Below are 5,068 nucleotides of genomic sequence, written 5' to 3' on the forward strand. Positions count from 1 at the left end.
CCGAATGATCGATAGTATCGTGGCAGTTTACCGTAATCCTACCCTCTCATTAGATACGGCTCGCGTATCATTGCCGGTTAATTTTACCGTTCCCACTGGTGATGTTTGTGAACTTATCATTGCCAGCTGTCCCGAAAATTACGATGGTGACACCATTACCGTTTCCAATAGTACCATGGCACTTGCGACAGATATTTTTGCTTGTACCCGAACAAGAACTACAGATGAAGCTGTTCTGACGGGTACTCCATTTCGACTATCAGTTAATGGTAATCCTGCGTATGGTGAAGGAAATATTTTCAAACTTCCTGAACCCTTGCCACTTCAGCCTGGAATAACATCTATACATATTGAAACAGAGTATCATTTCAGGGAAACGAATACTGGCGATATTGTTGATACTACAATTTCGAATAATACTTTCTATATACATAGGGTAAATAGTGCTGACATTCCCAATGGTTTTGATCTACATTGTCGTAATTTTCCTCAGATGAGTATTCGACATAAAGGAAATATTGTTAATGAAGTTAGTGAGCTGTATGATACTCTGGAGGTCCATTTTGTACCAGGTTCAGTAATTAATGACAGCTTAGAAATAGAGTTAACTAACGTTTTGGGGAGCAAAGACCATGAAGTGGTAACTATGTCCCTGCAGAGCGACGGTACATGGGTTGGAACATTTGTTAGACAGCTTGATGATACGGCTACTTTGGAAGACGGAGTTTTGCAGCACCGGTTAAATGACTCGTTGATAGCTTTATACCGTAACCCTAAAATTCCACTGGAAACTGTAAGGGTATCGGTACCGGTATCAATCATGGGGTCTGGTGACCTTTGCGAACTAATAATTGCCACATCTCCAAAATCTTACAATGGGGACACTATAGTTGTTCCAAGCAGTGTGGTTGCTTTCTCAACAGCGATTATTACGAGCAATTTGGGTAATTCTGGCAGTTCTAAAGATTTAACCCCCAAGATAATCAGTGTAAATGGGGAAGATGCAAGGAATATCGGGGGCGGAATGTTTAAACTTGCAGAACCATATCCACTGATGCCTGAGCTGACCCGACTTGAAATCGACTTACATTATTTATACAAGGATGCAGTTACTGGGCACGATCAGGACACCATAATATCTACCCATTTATATGTTCTAAGAAGTGATGAAGAAGAATTGCCCGTAGGATTCAATATGAACTGCTGGAATCGTTCAGATCTTACGTTGCGTTATCAGGGAACCGAAATAAATACTATTATTGATGATATGGACACTCTGGAACTACACCTAAGCCCGATAAATATAAGGCATGATTCCGTTATTATTGATGTAGTAAACAGTAAGAGTGATTATGATTCAGAAACGTTTGACCTTTCTGAATTGGATGATGACAATTGGAGTACATTTTTTACACGTGAGATTGATCCTAAACCAACACAAAACGATGGTGTTTTTCAACATACACCTAAAGATAGTTTGATTGCAGTTTATAGGAATCCAAAAATTCCACTGGATACTATTCGTATATCTATTCCTATTAATACCAATAGGTTGATTAGTGTGAAAAATGCAGCTTATTATGATAATAGTGGAGATGGATTTGTTGATTCGGTTTTCATAAAATTAGATTATCCGCTGTCGTCGAAAGAAGCTGAGCTATTTGCTTCCTGGCTTGTATTGCCTTCACACCGGGACCTGGTCATTGATTCTGTTTTTTACAGAGAAGGTGGGATAGCGTTAAATATTAATGAACAGGGGAGTACATTTCCTGTTACAGCGGTAACGGATGAAGATTTTATCATAGTTAATGAAGGAATATTTAAAGAGGGGGGATACTTTAAAACTGATACGGTTAATGTCACCGATAAGATCGCACCGGTAATAATTGATATAGCTCTTTCTATGATGGGAGAAAATGAAGATACTTTAACAGTGACTTTTTCTGAAAATGTAACAGAATCTTTTTGTAATAATCCAATTAGTTTTAGTACTGCTGAAGGCGAAAAGTATAGTTTCAATCTGAGAGTACAAAAAATTAAGGGAGAGACTGTAAAGTTTATTGTAGAAGACATTGGAAACGGTATTGATCTAGTGTCAAAGAATGATACTGCCTGGATTAATTCTAATTCATGTGTTTTTGATCTTGAAGGAAACATACAGGATAATCCTTTTAACAGAAGGGCTGCTCTAAATCTAAGGCTCCCGTCGTATGGAATAGAAACAATTGCATTGAATAATCCTTTTAACCCTGATAAGTCTCATATAGATCCATTTTTCCGCTCATTTTTTCATAGTTCTGAAAATGTCGGTCTCATTTTGGTAGCTAAACCCGACAGAAACATTAGGCATGCGAAACTGTATGGTACTGTATCGATATATGATGTAGTGAAAAACCCTATTATTCTTGATAAGCCGCTTGTCTTCGATGAAAATGAGAAAAGCTTGTATTTTCTCTGGAATGGAAGAAATAGCAGAGGTCGCGAGGTCGCAAGTGGAACTTACATGGCGGTGATGGAAATAAAAGATAATTATGGTTTGAATGAAAAAGTTCTTATAAGAATAGGTGTAAATAAATAGTCAATAACGACAATGATTTAAGAGTGAGAATTCTCATTTTCTGAATAAAAGGTCCGGTAGATGAATCGTAAGAAAAATGGTTTAGTTCGGTCAGTTTGGTTAATCATACTATTTTCGTTTTGGGGTAAAGAGATTTCTGCTGATGGATTGCCAGGAGAATACCTGCTTACGGATCGATGGAGAACTTTTTTCTCTACTATATCACCTTTGCATAATCCCACCAATTTGATGGATCAAAATTTCCCATCTGTACGTGGAGTAATTACCCTCTCTGGTTTTGATATTGCAAAACTTTATGAATTGGGAATAACGTATCCCGTAGGAATGTATCAATCTGTAGGGTTTACCATTGTAGGCGAGAGTGGTAATGAAATTGAGAACTGGAGAAGAGATGAAACTGGTTATAGTAAGGGTAACAATAAGATGACCTTTTCAAGTTCTCATCTAACTTTTACTTACACCACTAATCTATGGAGAGGTCTTGATCTTGGAGCAAATATAGGTGTGTTATTGCAATCTGATTTTGAGAGAAAAACAGACTATAATCTCAATCTGGATTTTGGCTTATCCTATCGAATAATATATCATCATCTTTTCGGACTTCACAAAATTGGCCTAACTTTTAGAAATATTCCAATTAATAAAAACACGTATTTTAACCGAATTGAGCAGTCACCGGTTATTCGGGGGAACTATACCGCTTCTTTTTTGCAGAATAAGATAAACTATGATATTGGCGTTATTTTGAAGGACTATAACTCAGATCCCAAGAAATTTTATAATCAGCAAAACATATCGGAATGGGATGTAATGGCTTCATTCAGCCTGTGGCCCTACCGGTATGCGGGGCTTAAGGGGTTTGTGGAGTTGAACCACGACAGAGGTTTGGATGCATTGGGGTTTGCTGTTGCATTTAACTTACCAAGTTATAATAGGGGAAGGGATATGGCTTTAACATGCCAATATAACAGTCAAACAAATACAAACTTGCAGGGAACAATATCTTTATATGGAAAACATGATTTTGGGCTTCATAGAGAAGAAATTTATAGCAGAAAAATGGCTCGTTTAATTAGTCTTATCCCTGGGGATCTTTATAGTAGAGCAATGAATCATTATTACAAAGGTAATCAGTGGGAGGCTCTCATTCTTTTTACTGAACTTATTAATGACTACTCGGAGTTTTATCTTGTTGATATGGCCTCTTACTATGCTGCCTCCTGCCTGAGAAAATTAGACATGAAAGATAAAGCCAAAGAAATGTTTATAGAAACAAAATTAAAATACCCAAAAAGTGATGCCTATGCCTACTCTAATTTGGGTTTAATGAGGGTTCATTATTCACAAAAAAACTTTACAAGTGTAGTTAACCAGTTTGTTGAGTTAAATGATATCAATGTTCCTGATTCCATTAAAGCTCATGGATCATACCTTATGGGTCAGATGCAACTTGAAAATGATCAACTCCTGCAGGCTGTTGGAAATCTGTCAACCATAGCATCAGATCATCCGGATTATTTGTTTGCGCTTCTTAGCAAAGCAGTGGCTATGATGATATTTGATCCTGATGACCAGAGTGCTGCTGAATACCTTGAGACCATTACTCAATATCCTGCAAAAAGTCGCGCCGAGCAGGAAGCGGTGAATCGTGCATGGCTCCTTTTTGGATATCTCCTGTACGAACAGGGGGACTACTCAAAAGCTGCCATTTCCCTGAAGAACATTCCATCGAACAGTTACTACTATGAAGAGGCCCTTTTAGGTAAGTTATGGGCAGCACAGAAACTTGAGAATATTGATGATTGTTTAAATATTAGTCACACTCTTACCTCAACTACTAACAATCAAATCATCTTAGCAGATGCTCTATTATTAGAGGGGTATGGGTATTTAAGAAACAGAAACTATCAAAAAGCTGAAGAGATACTTGAATCTGCAAACGATTTATTGCAGCAGTATGTAATTTTCAGTAACGATTCTCTTGATACTAAAAATGAGCACTACCATAAAAATAGAAGTGAAGTAAACGAAGTTGGGAATCAGCTAATTATCGAAACCGAAAAAGGGACCCGACGTGATGATAATTATGTTAATAACCTAAAGAAAAATTATGATGACTTGATGGCAAATATAGTGCATTATCAGGAATTTATAAATAGCCACCAGAGAGAGTTGTTCTTTGCAAGAAATAAAAAAGCTGTTCATGAAGATATCAAATACCTCCTCGCCTTACTAACTGAGCACAGAATATCCGGAACTATGAATCAGCACCAAATGGATAATTTGGATGAAGCTGATGATATAGAACTGGAATTGGAAAAACTCAGGAAAAAAATGGAAGAACTTGAAATTGATTAAAAAAAAAGCGTATAAACAAACCAAACTAAGATAAATTATTCTAATAAATTTATCTGACACACTCTTTTCGAGTGATAACAGTGGGTTTGCTATCAAACTACATTAGCAACATCAGTTTTCTCCCTGTGGATA

The 5,068-nt window shown here is 37.0% G+C and carries 2 protein-coding genes; both read left to right on the forward strand.

What is annotated here, in order from left to right; translation table 11 throughout:
• A partial coding sequence (locus tag QA601_18550) for a hypothetical protein (protein ID MDG5817105.1) occupies positions 1-2,578 on the forward strand: 2,578 nt, incomplete at its 5' end.
• 60 nt (positions 2,579-2,638) lie between these two features.
• A complete protein-coding gene (locus tag QA601_18555; protein ID MDG5817106.1) occupies positions 2,639-4,936 on the forward strand; it encodes a tetratricopeptide repeat protein in 2,298 nt (765 codons plus the stop codon).
• Positions 4,937-5,068 lie beyond the last annotated feature (132 nt).

The organism is Chitinispirillales bacterium ANBcel5, from assembly GCA_029688955.1.
In the GTDB taxonomy this organism is placed as follows: domain Bacteria; phylum Fibrobacterota; class Chitinivibrionia; order Chitinivibrionales; family Chitinispirillaceae; genus Cellulosispirillum; species Cellulosispirillum alkaliphilum.